Here is a 13,870-nt window from a genome sequence, read left to right as displayed (position 1 = left end):
GCGATCTTTTGATCTTCTAAAAAGATCGCGAGACAAGCTCGCTCCTACAGCTGCATTACAACGCCAACCGCGCCGCCAATGCCTTGGCCTGCAAGGCCACATCAGTCACGGCGGTACTTTCCCACCATTCGCCGCGCAACGGCGGGCCCATGGCAAACAGGCGTTTCGCCGGTTCTGACTGCGCATTGAGCACAGCCCCTGACGGATCAGCGGCGATACCCAGGCCCAGGTTGCCTGCACGAATCAACCCCCGCTCCAACAACTGACGCGGCAAAGCTTTATCGACCCGACGCCAGTCGTATTCAATGCCGGTAGAGTTGATCAAGCCATCCCCTTCAACCACCCTCACCTGCGCCTGCCCACGATAGCGCAGGCGAATCCGCGGACGCCCGTCAGCGCTGACCTCCACGCCCTGCAGTGACGCGGCATTGATGGTCAAGCGCCCTTCCCCCAGCAACTGCTCCAACAAGGCATTACCCTGCGGCGGGGAACGGTGGTGATGGCTTTCCCACCACGGCCGTACATGGCGCACAAACTGGCGGCGCTGAACATCACTGGCCTGGCTCCACAACCGACCGATATGCACGCGCACGGTGTCCAGCGGTGCCTGCCAGTCAATGCCCGCCGCCTCGGCCAGCTCACACTGGCGACGCAACGCCCGGAGCAATTGCAACGGGCTGCGAATCTCCGGATCCCGGGTCAAAAAGTCTTCCCAGGCCGGTGGCTGACGCCGTACGTGCGGCAACAGGCCGTGCCGTGAAAATACCTCGATGGAGCCTCGATGCCCGGCCCGATTCAACGACTCAAGCGCATCGACCATGGTCAGCCCGGAGCCAATGATCAGCACCCGTGCATCCACCGGCAAACCGCGCAATGCCTGCACATCCCAAGGGTCCAGCGCGGCCGCGTTAAGGCCGCTGGACTGGCGCTGCGCCGTACGCGCGGCCGGGAACATGCCGGTGGCCAACACAGCCACCGCCGCCTGCAACTGACGCCCGTCCTTGAGGGTCACCTGAACCCGGTTTTGCTCGGTTTGCAGGTCGATGGCTTCGTCACGCACATGGGTCAGGCTTGAGCCTTGCGCCGAACCGGTGGCCAATGCTTCGGCCAGCCGCTGCTGGGCATACTGGCCAAACAGCCCGCGTGGCGGGAACAGGTGCTCGACCGGCACGTCCTGCAACGCCGACTCAGGCCAGCCGCCGCTTGCAATATGCGCTTTGAGCCAACGCGTCAGATCGTCGGCATCGTCCGGGTCAATGCTCATGCGCGCCGCATTGCCGTTCAGGGTGTGCCCCAGTTCTGTGGCACTGTAAGCCTCGCCCCGCCCCAGTTCGACCCGCGGCTCGACCAGTACGATATTCCGGGCACCCGGCAAACGCAGCAATTGCATGGCCAGCAAGGTGCCGCTCAGGCCACCGCCAACAATCAACACATCGGCCTCGCGGATGGCAGTCGTTGCCTGTCCGCCTTGTGGCTCACTCATGGGTATTCTCTCTTTTGAAAACAGCTCATCACGCACGTTCTTTTTCACGCGCCCGGTTCAGTTCGCCGAGGTTACGGTAGCCGGCACCGGGGTGCCAATCCGCCAGTTTCGGGCCTTCGCCAAATAGTTTCTCGCGCAATGTACCCGGCGCATATTCCTTTTTGTACACCCCGCGCTTTTGCAACTCCGGTACCAGCAACTCCACCGCGTCGATAAAGGTTTCGTGGGTCACGGCATAAGCCAGGTTGAACCCGTCGACGTCGGTCTCGGCCACCCACTCTTCAAGCAGGTCGGCCACAGTTTCCGGGCCACCGACAAACAACGGGCCAAAACCACCAATACCCACCCAGTCGGCCAGCGCGTTCGGCGTCCAGATCGTGTTCGGGTCGGCAGTCGAGAAGGTTTCCACTGCCGATTGAATGGCGTTGGTGTGCACGTGCTTGAGCGGCTCGTCAGGCTTGAACTGGCTGAAATCGATACCGGTCCAGCCTGAAATCAAGGCCATTGCCCCTTCATAGCTGACGTAGCTTTTGTACTCTTCGAACTTGGCTTTGGCCTTGGCGTCGGTCTCGCCGACGATCACCGTTTGCAGGTTGAATATCAGGATTTTCGACGGGTCACGGCCCGCCTCGGCAGCACGACGGCGAATATCAGCCACGGTCTTTTTCAACAAGGCCTTGGAAGGCGACGCCACAAACACGCACTCGGCATGTTCAGCGGCAAACTGCTTGCCACGGCTGGAGGCTCCGGCCTGGTACAGCACCGGCGTACGCTGCGGCGATGGCTCACAGAGGTGAATGCCGGGCACCTGGAAATGCTCGCCGACATGCTGGATCTCATGGATTTTGCTCGGATCACTGAATACCCGGCGCTCACGGTCACGCAAGATCGCGCCGTCTTCCCAGCTGCCTTCCCAGAGCTTGTAGCAAACCTCCAGGTATTCCTCGGCGAAGTCGTAGCGCGAGTCGTGGGCCGTCTGGGTTTTTTGCCCGAGATTCTTGGCCCCGCTTTCCAGGTATGAGGTCACGATGTTCCAGCCGGCACGGCCCTTGGTCAGGTGATCAAGCGTGGACAGACGCCGGGCGAACGGGTACGGGTGCTCAAACGACAACGACGCAGTCAGGCCAAACCCCAAATGCTCAGTGACCATCGCCATGGGTGGAATCAGTTGCAGCGGGTCATTGACGGGCACTTGCGCCGCCTGACGAATCGCTGCCTCGCCGTTGCCGCGATAAACATCGTAAATGCCCAGCACGTCGGCGATAAACAAGCCGTCAAACTTGCCGCGCTCGAGGATTTTTGCCAGATCGGTCCAGTATTCCAGGTCCTTGTATTGCCACGAACGATCACGCGGGTGCGCCCACAGGCCGGGCGACTGGTGGCCCACACAGTTCATGTCGAAAGCGTTGAGACGAATTTCACGGGACATCTGTTTACTCCTGAAGCTGAGGCGGTATGACGCCGTTCAAACGGTAGTTACCAATAATCCGGGCCTGCCAGCGCAAGGGTTCGCGGCCTTCCAGAGAAGGCGACGGCGAACGGCTGCCAGTGAGTTCTTGCTGCACGTTGCCCACCGCCTGCAACGCTTCGGCGCTGGCGAGCACGGCTTCGGCCGTCGCCACCAGGGTCTCGGCAGCCGGGCCAACAAAGTGTTGCGCACGCAGATATAGGGCTTCGGCCACGTCGAGGCGAATGTTCAGGTCGCCAAACTTGCCGATGATGTACGGGTCGTCCACGGCCTTGCTTAAGCCGCTGAGCGCCCACGGTTGGGCCTGTTCGCGAACGAATGTGAGGGTCTTCTCCAGGCCTTGTCGGGCCAGACGCAGGTCTTCGGCCGCTGCTGCAAGCTGGTTGGGCAAAGCGATTGCCGGGCTGTTCATGGTGGTGAGTCCTCTATCAGTTCCAGGCATGGCGTGGAGGCAGAATGCCGTTGAGCAGACGATTGCCGATCAGGTGGTATTTCCAGCGCGCCGGGTCATGCAGGGTGTGAGTGCGGGCGTTGCGCCAAAAGCGGTCGAGGTTGTGTTTGCCGAGCACCGAGCGCGTACCGGCCAGCTCGAACAGCTTGCTGCTGGCGAGCAAGGCGATCTCGGCTGAAAGCACTTTGGCCTGAGCCACAATCACCGAGGCTTCAGCCACGCTCTCTTCGCTGGGCGAGCGCAACGCATGGTCAATGGCCCGCCCGGCCTTGGCCAGAATCGCGTCGGTGCCGTGCAGGCGCCATTGCAAATCGCCAATCGCGGCAATCGTGTAAGGGTCTTGCCAGCCGTGATCCAGCTGGCTGTCGACCCACGGGCGGGACAACCGCGCATGAATCAGCGCCTGTTCAAAGGCGCCATGGGCAATGCCGGTGTCCACTGCCGCCTGAATGATTTGCGAGATCGGACCGTCTGCCGTGGGCTCTTCAAAGGCTTTGTACGCCGGGATCACGGCACTCAATGGCACGCGCACGCCTGCCAGTACCGCACCACCACTGGCGGTGGTGCGTTGGCCGAAACCGTCCCAACTGTCAATGATGGTCAGCCCCGGATTGTCGCGCTCGACGAAGGCGATAAAGGGACGATTCTGTTCATCCACGCCCACCGCCGGGACGATATGGGCGAACAGTGCACCGGTGCAGTAAAACTTCTCACCGTCGACCACAGCATGCTCGTCTTCAAAGCGGATCCGGGTCTGAAAGGCGCCGACATTTTTGCTCTTGGATTCTGAAAAGGCGTTGCCGAAACGCCAGCCCTCCAGGGCTTTGCCGTAGTAGTAACGCTTTTGCTCTTCGCTGCCGGTGTGCAGCAGGATATCCAGCACGCCCAAGTGGTTTTGCGGGATTTGCCCCAGGGACGAGTCGGCAGCCGAAATGATCTTGATCACCTCGGCAACGGTGACATACGACACCCCGGCCCCACCGTAGGCCTTGGGCACCGTAATGCCCCACAGGCCACTGGCGGCAAACAGATCCAGCTCGGCCACCGGCAAACGCCGGTCCCGGTCACGCACCGAGGCTTCTTCAGCAAAACGCACCGCCAGGGCTTTGGCGATCTCGATGGCCTCGGCATCCGAGGCGATCACATGGGCCTTGGCAGGGGGTGATACAGAAATGCTCATGGGCAGACTCCAATCCAGTGGAAAACACTGAAGTCCCCATTGCACAGGTCGTGCCGTTTTTAAATATCGTTATAAATCAGATAGTTATTAAATTTAACGTTGAACAGATAACAACAACTCACGTGCAATCTGTCCACTTGCTGTTGGCTAAGCAACAGTTGCCATAGCAACACATACCTGTAGGACCGAGCTCGCCTCGCGATCTTTTGATCTTCAAAAAAGATCGCAAGGCAAGCCCGGAGCGGTGCTGTTGGATTGGCGTACAACGTGTTAATCCACTGTTGCAAAGCCAACAGTTGAGCTGACAAAAAAGCATCAAACGCCCGAATTATCGGCTTGCGATTTGACGGCACAGAGTGTGCAACGGACATGCCAGTGACCTTTATTTATGCAGGAGCATTGTCATGAGTCAAAACCCTCTGTCCGTCGGCACCGACTACGAAACGCTGGCCAATCGTTTTCGCCCACTGTTCCGGCAAATCGCCGCCGGGACGGTGGAGCGCGAGCAGGCGCGCGACCTGCCTTTTGAGCCGATTCGCTGGCTGAAAGAAGCCGGGTTTGGCGCTGTGCGGGTGCCCGTGGAGTTCGGCGGCGCGGGGGCTTCAATCAGCCAGTTGTTCCAGTTGCTGATTGAACTGGCTGAGGCCGACTCGAACATTGTGCAATCGCTGCGTGGCCATTTTGCCTTTGTCGAAGACCGCCTCAACGCCCCACCAAGCCCGGCGCGTGATGCCTGGTTTGCGCGTTTTGTAGCGGGGGATCTGGTGGGCAACGGCTGGACCGAAATCGGCGCGGTTAAAATCGGCGAGGTCATCACCAAAGTGCGCCCGGAAGGCGAGAATTTTGTGCTCAACGGCGCCAAGTATTACAGCACCGGCAGCATTTTTGCCGACTGGGTGGACGTCTACGCGCAGCGCTCGGACAACGGCGCCGATGTGATTGCCATCGTCGATGCCCGTCACTCAGGCGTCAGCCACAGCGATGACTGGGACGGCTTTGGCCAGCGCACCACCGGCAGCGGCACGTCGCTGTATGTCGAGGTACCGCTGAGCGCCGAGCAGGTGATCCCGTTCGAAACCCGCTTCAAATACCAGACCGCGTTTTACCAGTTGGTCTTGCTGGCAGTGCTGGCCGGGATTGGCCGTGCCGTGGAGCGCGATGTGGCCCATGAAGTGCGCACCCGCAAGCGCGTGTTCAGCCAGGGCTCTGCCGATACCACCCACGGCGACCCGCAAATACAGCAGGTGGTGGGGCAAATCTCGGCACAGGTCTACGCCGCCGAAGCGGCCACCCTGCGCTCGGCCGAACCGCTGCAGCGCGCTTACCTTGCGCGTTTTGCCAACGATGCCGAAGCCGAACGCCAGGCCAATATCGACGCCGAAATTGAAACGTCCAAGGCTCAGGTCGTGGTCTCGGAACTGGTACTGCGGGCAACCACCGACCTGTTCAATGCACTAGGTGCCTCGGGGGTCAGCATCAACAAATCGCTGGACCGTCACTGGCGTAATGCCCGCACCGCCGCTTCGCATAACCCGTGGATCTTCAAGGCGCGGATCATCGGCGACTGGGTGGTCAACGGCATCGAACCCAAATACGTCTGGCAGATCGGCAACAGCGTAAAAAGCTAAAAGACGTAGTCGCTGACGAGGCACGAGGCTGCGATGCGGGCCGCAGGACCGCCTTCAGAGGGGTCGCTTCGCAACCCAACGCAGCCTCGTTTCTCGGCAGCGACTACAGGTTTTGCAAGGTTCAAACGTGGGTCAAATACCAGCGCCAGTCCTGCTCACCCACTTCAGCGTTGAACAGCCGGTACTCCTGCCACTTGATCGCCAGGTAGACCTTGATAAACCCCTCCCCCAACGCTTCCCGTGCCCAGCTTGAGCGCTCCAGTGCCAACAGCGCAGTGAGCCAGTCGGTGGGCAGAAAGTCAGTCGCCTGCTCATAGCCATTACCTACAATCGGCGCCCCCGGATCGATCTGCTGACGGATGCCGAGATGGATCCCTGCCAGCAACGCAGCCGCCGCCAGATACGGGTTGGCGTCGGCGCCGCAGATACGGTGCTCGATGTGCCGACTCTGCGCAGGGCCACCGGGCACGCGAAATGACACGGTGCGGTTGTTCACCCCCCAACTCTTGGCCAGTGGCGCATAACTGCTGGCCTGAAAGCGCCGGTACGAGTTGGCGTGAGGGCAAAAGATCGCCAGCGAATCCGTCAGGGAGTGCATCATCCCGCCGATGGAGTGACGCAGCAGCGGCGTACCGTGCGGGTCATCACTGGCGTAGAGGTTATGCCCCTGTTCATCGGCCATACTCACGTGCAGGTGCAAACCGCTGCCTGCCTGATCGCTGAACGGCTTGGCCATAAAACAGGCCTGTAGCCCGTGCTTGTTGGCCACCCCTTTGACCAATCGCTTGTAGCGCACGCCTTCATCGATGGCCTGCAGTGCGTCGAAACGATGCTCAAGGGTCAGCTCGACCTGACCGGGCGCGTACTCGGAAATCGCCGTGCGCACCGGCAAGCCTTGCGCTTCGCAGGCGGCATACAGGTCGTCCAGAAACGGCTGTAGCTGCTCCAGCTCGTAAATCCCGTAGACCTGCGGCACCTGCGGGCGCACGCCATTGGCTTGCAGTGCCGGTTGCGGGCGGCCATTGGCGTCACGTTGGCGGTCGAGCAAATAAAACTCCAGCTCAACCGCCATCACCGGGTGGTAACCGTCGGCCTTGAGCCGGTCAATGGTCTGCGCAAGCACATGCCGGGGATCGGCCGGGGCCGCTGGCAAGCCCTGCTCGGGGTGCATGCTCACCTGCAACTGGCCGGTCGGCGAGGTGCGCCAGGGTTGCACGGTCAGGCTGCCGGGCAACGGGTACGTCCAGCAGTCCGCGTCGGCCACGTCCCAGACCAGCCCGGTGCCTTCAACGTCTTCACCCTGGAGGGTCAACGCCAGAATCGAACTGGGCAGCGGTCGCCCGTTGTCGTAAATGGCCAGCAGTTCATCACGGTGCAGCAACTTGCCACGCGGCACGCCGTTGGCGTCGATCAGGAACAGCTCGATGCTGCGCACCTGCGGGTTGGCAGCCAAAAAGGCTTCAGCTTCTTTTCTATCGGCAAACTGCATATCAAACCTCGTGAGTAGCGACGCGGGCACCCGGCAGCGCCAGCAAGGTGCTTAGCGCCTGATCCAGTTCGCCAATTAAACGTTCGACGTCCTCCGCGCTGGTGGACGGACAACACAGGGTCATGTTGTGGAACGGCGTGATGAGGATCCCGCGGTTGATCAGGTACAGGTGCAAGGCCATTTGCAGGCTGTCATGGAACGCCGCCTCGGCTTGCGCGCCGGTTTTGGGGGGCACGGCACAAAACTGGAACTCGCAGCGCGCGCCCAACTCCGTCACCGACCAGTGCAGGCCGTGCTTTTTAAACACTCCCCGCAGCCCTTGGGCCAGGTCGGCTGCCAGCGGCAAGATGTGCTGGTAGGCCTGTTCGGTCATGACCTCCTGCAAATTGGCGCGCATGCAATGCATGGCCAGGGCATTGGCTGACAAGGTCGTGCCCATGCCGCTGTGGCCATGCCCGGTGCTTTGCTCAGCGTTTTGTTGTTGCACGGCCTGCATCCCCGCCGCGACTGCTTGGGTAAACCCGAATACCGCGCAGGGCACGCCCCCTGCAATCGGCTTGCCGACCACAAAAAAGTCCGGCTGCAAGTCCCACAAGCGGGTACAACCGCCCATGCCGGTGGAGATTGTGTGGGTTTCATCGATGATCAGCAGGCTGCCATAGCGGCGCGTCAGTTCACGGCACTTTTGCATAAAGCCGTCTGCGGGCAGGACCATGCCGATATTGGTCATCGCCGGTTCGCACAACAGCGCGCAGACATCGCCCTGCGCCAGCGCCGCCTCAAGGGCGTCGACGTCATTGAACGGGATCGACCGGCTGTACTGGGTCAGGTCATAGGCCTGGCCGACCAGACCGGAACGATGCACCGTGGCGCCCTCGCGGTTACGCACCATCACGTCATCCACGGTGCCGTGGTAGCAGCCGTCGAACACCAGCAGTGTCTTGCGTTGGGTGATCGCCCTCGCCCAGCGCACCACGTAGCGGTTGGCATCGGTGGCCGTGGCGGTCACTTGCCAATACGGCAAGCCAAAGCGCTCGGCAAGCAGCTCGCCGCAGACCACTGCATCTTCGCCGGGGAGCATCGTGGTCAGGCCTCTGTGGGCTTGTTCGACCATGGCGCGGGCAATCGGCTCGGGAGAATGCCCGAACATGCTGCCGGTATCGCCCAGGCAAAAATCGACGTATTCATGACCGTCCACATCGGTGAAACGTGCGCCTTTGGCCTGCTGCACAAACAGCGGCGTGGGCATTGACCAGTCACTCATCCAGTGCATCGGCACGCCGTTATACAGGTTGGCACGGGCCCGCTCTGCCAGCGCAATCGACTTGGGGTTGTTCTGGATGAAACGCTCGCGTTCGGCCGCTGCGAACACTTCAACCGCTGCTTCGCTAATTCCACTGATCGACATGCTTAAGTCCTTTTTGCTGCGTGTTGTTGTTAGTTGCCAGCCGAGAGGCCGCAATCGATGGCCAGGTCGGCGCCGGTAATCGAGCGCGCACCGGGCTGGCTCAAGAAAAACGCCAGTTCGGCTATTTCTTGCGCCTGAATAAAACGGGCACGCGCGCCCTGCGGGTACTTGTCCAGCAAGGCCCGGTAATAGCCTTGTGTATCGCCCTGGCCGTATTGCTCGGCCTGAAACCTGAGCATCGGGGTCTCGATATCGCCGGGGGAAATCGCATTGCAGCGCACGCCAAAGGGCGCCAGATCCAGCGCCAGGGTTTTGCTCAGCAACGTCACCCCGCCTTTACTGGCGCAATACGCGGCGGCGTTTTTATTGCCTTGGCGTCCGGCATCGCTGGAAATATTCACGATGCTGCCTTCAGATTCCTTTAAATACGGGATGGCCGCAGCGCACATAAAAAAAGTGCCCTTGAGGTTCACATCCAGCACCAGATCAAAGTCTTCTTCGCTGCATTCCTCTACCGGGCCTTCACGCCAGACACCGGCGGCGTTGATCAGCACATCCACACGCCCCATGGCCGCCACCGCAGCGGCAACCACCGCCTTACACGCCGCAGGGCGGCGAATATCGGCTTGGCAGTCAACCTCTAAAGCCGTGAGATCGGTGGCGAAGACCTTGCAGCCCTGCTTCCTAAAATGCTCAACCAGCGCCCGCCCGACGCCGCCTGCGGCACCGGTCACCAACACTGAAACAGTGGACTCAGACATTCAGGGCGCCTTGTTTTCGATCAGACAGTTGCCGCCATCCACCACCAGCACTTCGCCGGTGATGTAGCTGGCCTCGGATGACGCCAAAAACGCCACGGCGCTGGCCACTTCTCGCGGGTCGCCTGCGCGGCCTATGGGCACGTAGCGTGCAGCTTCAGCTTCTTCTGGCGTACTGGATCCGGTGGCGATCCAGCCGGGGGCCACCGCATTGACGGTAATGCCGTGGCTGGCTACTTCCAGGGCCAGCCCCATGTTCATCCCGAGCATGCCGGCCTTGGCCGCGCTGTAAGCCGACTCGCCGGGGTTGCTGCCGCGCGTGCCGGTGGTCGAGCTGATATTGACGATGCGCCCGTAGCCACGGGCTTTCATGCCCGGCAACACGGCGCGGGTGAGCAAAAAGGCGCTGGTCAGGTTGCGCGCCAGCGACAGGTTCCAGGTGTGCAAATCCATGCTTGCCAGTTCACTGAACGGTTCCGGGCTGCCTTGCATGGCCATGCCGGCGTTGTTCACCAGAATATCGATGCGCCCCCAGAGGCTTTCGGCCCATTGCCCCAGCTCGCGCACCTGAGTTTCATCGGTCAGATCTGCGACCCGGCCGTGGGCGTCAAAGCCTTCTGCACGCAGCTCTGCGACCCGCTCAGCAATGCGCGGGCTGCTGGCAGTAATGATCAGCTTGACCCCGGCCGCCCCCAGCCTGCGGGCAATGGCCATACCGATGCCGCGTTCGCTACCGGCGCCACTGACGAGCGCGACGCGCCCCTGATCATTCGCGTTGAACATGCTGCGCTCCACCTGCGGTTGTGATGGGACTGGAATTTAGGTTCATAAAGCTGATAAAAAAAGACGATTATCATCAACAAAACTGACAACCCATGGCCTTTACCAGCGAAACACTCAAGGTATTCCTCGCCGTCGTCGACAGCGGTTCGTTTTCTGCGGCAGCGCGCAAGCTCGGGCGTGTGCCTTCAGCGGTGAGCATGGCGGTGTCACAACTGGAGGCCGAACTGGACCTGGTGCTGTTCGACCGCTCGACCCGAAAAGCCATCCCGACACCCGCTGCCAGAGCATTGGAGCCGCAGGCCAGGCAGGTCGCCAGCCAATTGAACCTGCTCGATGCCCACGCCTTGCAACTGCATCAAGGGCTGGAGCAACGCTTTATCGTGGCCATGGCCCCGGAGCTGCAAACCGGGGTCTGGAGCCGCCCGCTGGCGACGCTGGCCAAAGAATTTCCCACCCTGGAAATCGAGATCCGCTCGGCTTCGCAGTCCCAGGCCATCCGCATGCTGCACGAGGGCACGGTGCAACTGGCGCTGGTTTTTGAGCGTCCGGGTATTGATGAGCGCGAAACCTTTCTCGAGGCCGGCAGCCAGTTGCTGGTGGCCGTGGTGTCGCCAGACCATCCTGCGGGTGGCGAGCAAAAAAGCCCGCTGCGTGAAGAAGAGCTGGTCAACACCCGGCAGATTATCGTCGCCACCGACGAGCCCACCGGCTCCGACCCGCGGGTGGTGCTGTCACGCCGTGTGTGGTTGAGCGACAGCTACCTGGCGACCCTTGATCTGGTACAAGCCGGAGTTGGCTGGGCGTGGTTACCGCGACCGTTGGTGCAACCCTTGATTGCAACCGGAGCCCTGACCGAAGTGGTGTTTGACAACATGGCCAGCCAGATGCGCTTGTGGGTCGACATCGTCTGGGTCAAAAACCGCCCGCTGGGGTTAGGTGCCAGCCGCTACCTGGCGCTGATGCGCGAGATGGTCAACAGCGAACCGCGCCGCTCGTAGCTCGGCACCACCGTCACCTGCTCTGCCGCCCCGTCTTCAACGCCGCGCTGTCGCGTAGCAAACAGGCCACCGATAATCGACAGCATCACCCAATCGGTTCCCTCTCCTTCGGGAGAGGGACTCTTGGATCAAAAGATCGCGAGGCAAGCTCGCTCCTACAGAGGGGTTATGTGCCTCGCTCGAAAATCGCGCCTTCGATGCCCAGCACTTCGCGGGTGTCGGCATAGATGCCCACGCCCTTCTCCCAGACTTTTTTGATCGCGCCATCCGCGCAGCGAATGCGATAGCTCAATTCAAACGGTTCGCAACGCGTCAGGGCGTATTGCACTTCGCGCCAGACGTAATCGGCATCCTGTTCCAGGATCAAGCTGTTGTAGGTGAATTCATGGTTGTCCACCAGACGCTCCGGCGGGTAGCCGGTCAGGCGCAAGCACCCGGCGCTGACAAACTCCATGGTCCAGTCGCGGTTGTTGCGCCCGCGATAGATCAACCCCGGCATGCTGTCGAGCAAACTCGCGCTGCTGCGCTGGCTGGCTTGCAGGGCAATCTCGCGGCGTTTGTGCGCGGTGACGTCGCCTGCCACCAGATAAAACCCGCCAGGCCCACGCTTGAGGCTTACCTCCAGCCAGCGCAATTCGCCTGAGGGGTGAACAAAGCGCAAGCGCTGGCTGAACGTGGTGGCCGGGCGCCGTTGCAGTTCCAGCAGGGCCTGACGCCATAACGAGCGGTCTTCACGGTGCACGTAGTCGATCAGGTTGCGCTGCGCCGACGGCTGGTCCATCAACTCGACCCAGGCCCGATTGAAGTGAACGATTTGCCCGTTGTCGCGAAGCTCCAGCAGCGCCGACGCAAAACCATCCATCAGCGCCCAAGACAGCACCTGCGGCTGTGTTTCTCGTCGTTCCATCATTTAGTGACGCTCCTCGGACCGGTTCGATGCACCGTTGTGCACCCACGCCGCCAGTTCGAGGCGTGAGTGCAGGCTGAGCTTTTGCAGCAGGTTCTTCACGTAGATTTTCACCGTGCCGTCGCTGATCCCGAGTTTGCGGCCGATCTGTTTATTGCTCATGCCCGCCGCAATCAGCGCCAGAGTCTGGCCTTCGCGCTCGGTCAGGTGACTTGTATCCAACGGATCGCACGCACTCAGCGCCTCGTTTTGATCGGCAAGCAAAGCAATCAAGGTGGAATCCAGAACAATCGCACCCTTGTTGCAATTGCGCATGTAGGCCAGCAAGGCATCGGGTTCGGTTTCTTTGAGCACATAACCGTTGGCGCCCAAGCGCAAGGCACTGAGCAATTCGCTGCGGTCCATGGACGCGGTCAGCACCACGATCTGGCACTCCAGGCGCAACTGGCGCAGTTCGTCGAGCACTTGCAAGCCGCTCAGGCCGGGCATGTGCAAATCCAGCAGGACTTGCTGCGGTGCCAGGCTGACGGCGAGGTTGATGCCCTCGCGCCCACTGGCAGCCTGCCCGACCACTTCGAAGTCGTCACTGGCACTGAACAGCTGCGCCAGGCCCTTGCGAAACAGCGGATGGTCATCGATCAGCAATAAGGTGGTGCTCTGCATCGAAATTCCCCTCTGGCACGTCTGGATGGCCGACCAGCGCAAGGTGCACACGCACCCCGTGCGGGCGGATGGCGTCGATGCTCAAACGCGCGCCAATGCTGGCCGCCCGTTCGCGGATGATCGCCAGACCAAAATGGTTTTCTTCACCGGATGCAGGGCTCAGGCCGATGCCGTCGTCTTCGACCGACACCGATACTTCGCCGCCCTGGCTTTGCCGCAGTTCAATGCGCACATGCCGCGCGTGCGAGTGGCGCACTGCATTGGCCAGCGCCTCGCGGATGATCTGCAGCACCTGCAATTCGGTTTCCGCGCTCAAGGCGTTGTCGGCCAGGCGGTTATCCAGCTCGAAGACGATGATGCAACGCCGGGAAAACTCTGCCACCGAGTCTGCCAGGGCCTGGCGCAACGAGCGCCCGTCCATGGTCAGGCGGGCGCTGGTGATCAGTTCGCGCACCTGGCGCTGTAACTGGCTCAAACCGCTGCGCAGTTCCTGGAGCACCACGCCCGCCTGCTCAGGCGTGTTGATTTGCGCGTGCAGCACCCGCGCCTGAAACGATAGATAACCCAACTGCTGGGCCACGGAGTCGTGCAGCTCGCGGGCCAGGGCCGCGTGCTGCGAGGTGGCCTGCTTGCGCTGTTGCTCCCGGCTGTAGC

At 61.3% G+C, this 13,870-nt stretch carries 13 protein-coding genes; 2 read left to right on the top strand and 11 right to left on the bottom strand.

The genetic code is table 11. From position 1 onward, the window contains the following. Window positions 1-55: 55 nt before the first annotated feature. The 4 genes from GHO41_RS16020 to GHO41_RS16005 are packed head-to-tail and all read right to left on the bottom strand — an operon-like array spanning window position 56 to window position 4,582. Window positions 56-1,483: an FAD/NAD(P)-binding protein gene (locus GHO41_RS16020; RefSeq protein WP_153434103.1), complete on the bottom strand. Its 1,428-nt coding sequence runs from the start codon at window positions 1,481-1,483 to the stop codon at window positions 56-58. Between the two features lie 28 nt (window positions 1,484-1,511). Beyond that, window positions 1,512-2,912 (bottom strand): LLM class flavin-dependent oxidoreductase, encoded by a 1,401-nt coding sequence (locus GHO41_RS16015; protein WP_048369110.1) that lies wholly within the window; start codon window positions 2,910-2,912, stop codon window positions 1,512-1,514. Window positions 2,913-2,916: 4 nt separating this feature from the next. Continuing rightward, the gene (locus GHO41_RS16010) at window positions 2,917-3,363 is read right to left on the bottom strand and encodes an acyl-CoA dehydrogenase (protein WP_153391467.1); all 447 of its coding nucleotides are present in this window, start codon (window positions 3,361-3,363) and stop codon (window positions 2,917-2,919) included. Window positions 3,364-3,379: 16 nt separating this feature from the next. After that, on the bottom strand, window positions 3,380-4,582 hold the full coding sequence (locus tag GHO41_RS16005; RefSeq protein WP_048369112.1) for an SfnB family sulfur acquisition oxidoreductase: 1,203 nt from the start codon (window positions 4,580-4,582) through the stop codon (window positions 3,380-3,382). A gap of 404 nt (window positions 4,583-4,986) precedes the next feature. On the opposite strand from GHO41_RS16005, the gene GHO41_RS16000 reads away from it, so the two are divergent. Continuing rightward, window positions 4,987-6,210 carry an acyl-CoA dehydrogenase family protein gene (locus GHO41_RS16000; RefSeq protein ID WP_153434102.1) on the top strand — a complete coding sequence of 408 codons (1,224 nt, stop codon included), beginning with the start codon at window positions 4,987-4,989 and terminating at the stop codon, window positions 6,208-6,210. A 121-nt stretch (window positions 6,211-6,331) separates the two neighbouring features. On the opposite strand, the gene GHO41_RS15995 is transcribed toward GHO41_RS16000, so the two are convergent. The 4 genes from GHO41_RS15995 to GHO41_RS15980 are packed head-to-tail and all read right to left on the bottom strand — an operon-like array spanning window position 6,332 to window position 10,648. After that, window positions 6,332-7,699: a glutamine synthetase family protein gene (locus GHO41_RS15995; protein ID WP_153434101.1), complete on the bottom strand. Its 1,368-nt coding sequence runs from the start codon at window positions 7,697-7,699 to the stop codon at window positions 6,332-6,334. Between the two features lies 1 nt (window position 7,700). After that, complete coding sequence (locus tag GHO41_RS15990; RefSeq protein ID WP_153434100.1) at window positions 7,701-9,107, bottom strand: aspartate aminotransferase family protein; 1,407 nt, start codon at window positions 9,105-9,107, stop codon at window positions 7,701-7,703. Window positions 9,108-9,136: 29 nt separating this feature from the next. Beyond that, complete coding sequence (locus GHO41_RS15985) at window positions 9,137-9,868, bottom strand: SDR family NAD(P)-dependent oxidoreductase (protein WP_153434099.1); 732 nt, start codon at window positions 9,866-9,868, stop codon at window positions 9,137-9,139. Next, window positions 9,869-10,648 carry an SDR family NAD(P)-dependent oxidoreductase gene (locus tag GHO41_RS15980; RefSeq protein WP_153434098.1) on the bottom strand — a complete coding sequence of 260 codons (780 nt, stop codon included), beginning with the start codon at window positions 10,646-10,648 and terminating at the stop codon, window positions 9,869-9,871. It abuts the gene before it with no gap. Between the two features lie 92 nt (window positions 10,649-10,740). On the opposite strand from GHO41_RS15980, the gene GHO41_RS15975 reads away from it, so the two are divergent. Next, complete coding sequence (locus GHO41_RS15975) at window positions 10,741-11,646, top strand: LysR family transcriptional regulator (protein ID WP_153391453.1); 906 nt, start codon at window positions 10,741-10,743, stop codon at window positions 11,644-11,646. A gap of 166 nt (window positions 11,647-11,812) precedes the next feature. On the opposite strand, the gene GHO41_RS15970 is transcribed toward GHO41_RS15975, so the two are convergent. From GHO41_RS15970 to GHO41_RS15960, 3 genes are all read right to left on the bottom strand, one after another. Next, window positions 11,813-12,556: a PAS domain-containing protein gene (locus GHO41_RS15970; RefSeq protein WP_153434097.1), complete on the bottom strand. Its 744-nt coding sequence runs from the start codon at window positions 12,554-12,556 to the stop codon at window positions 11,813-11,815. Next, window positions 12,557-13,216 carry a response regulator gene (locus GHO41_RS15965; protein WP_048387528.1) on the bottom strand — a complete coding sequence of 220 codons (660 nt, stop codon included), beginning with the start codon at window positions 13,214-13,216 and terminating at the stop codon, window positions 12,557-12,559. Then, window positions 13,185-13,870, bottom strand: a 686-nt coding sequence (locus tag GHO41_RS15960) for an ATP-binding protein (protein WP_256678786.1), incomplete at its 5' end; no start/stop codon positions are given. The genes GHO41_RS15965 and GHO41_RS15960, both read right to left, overlap by 32 nt.

Origin of the sequence: Pseudomonas sp. FSL R10-0399 (genome assembly GCF_009600165.1) — a bacterium.
Taxonomy (GTDB): Bacteria; Pseudomonadota; Gammaproteobacteria; order Pseudomonadales; family Pseudomonadaceae; genus Aquipseudomonas; species Aquipseudomonas helleri.
This window is presented reverse-complemented; position numbering and strand designations above follow the sequence as displayed.